This is a genomic window from Pelomonas candidula (genome assembly GCF_043555985.1).
Classification (GTDB): domain Bacteria; phylum Pseudomonadota; class Gammaproteobacteria; order Burkholderiales; family Burkholderiaceae_C; genus Pelomonas; species Pelomonas candidula.
In genome coordinates this window covers 1-253 of the sequence record NZ_JBIGIC010000088.1, presented here as the reverse complement: position 1 = coordinate 253, position 253 = coordinate 1, and the positions used below count along the sequence as shown (strand labels likewise).

Sequence of the window (253 nt, the reverse complement as noted above, 5' to 3'; positions counted from 1 at the left end):
CGCCGCCGGCCCGGCGGTCACGATCGCCGAAACGGGCGGTCACGATACCGAAACGACCTCTCCGACGCTCCTCAACAGCGTCGGTCACGATGACCGAAATGACCGGTCACGTTGGCCGAAATACGCAGGTAGTGCGCGCACAGCGCGGCGAAGCGGTCGTTGACGTCGCGCTTCTTGCCGCGGCCGACGCGATCTACCGCCGTCTTCATGTTGTCGTAGATGCCCCGGCGCGCCACGCCGCCCAGGGCCGCGA

Annotated in this window: 1 protein-coding gene; it reads right to left on the bottom strand. The window is 68.0% G+C overall.

Annotated elements, in window-relative coordinates; genetic code table 11:
• Positions 1–71: 71 nt before the first annotated feature.
• A partial coding sequence (locus tag ACG04R_RS28605) for a hypothetical protein (RefSeq protein ID WP_394418246.1) occupies positions 72–253 on the bottom strand: 182 nt, incomplete at its 5' end.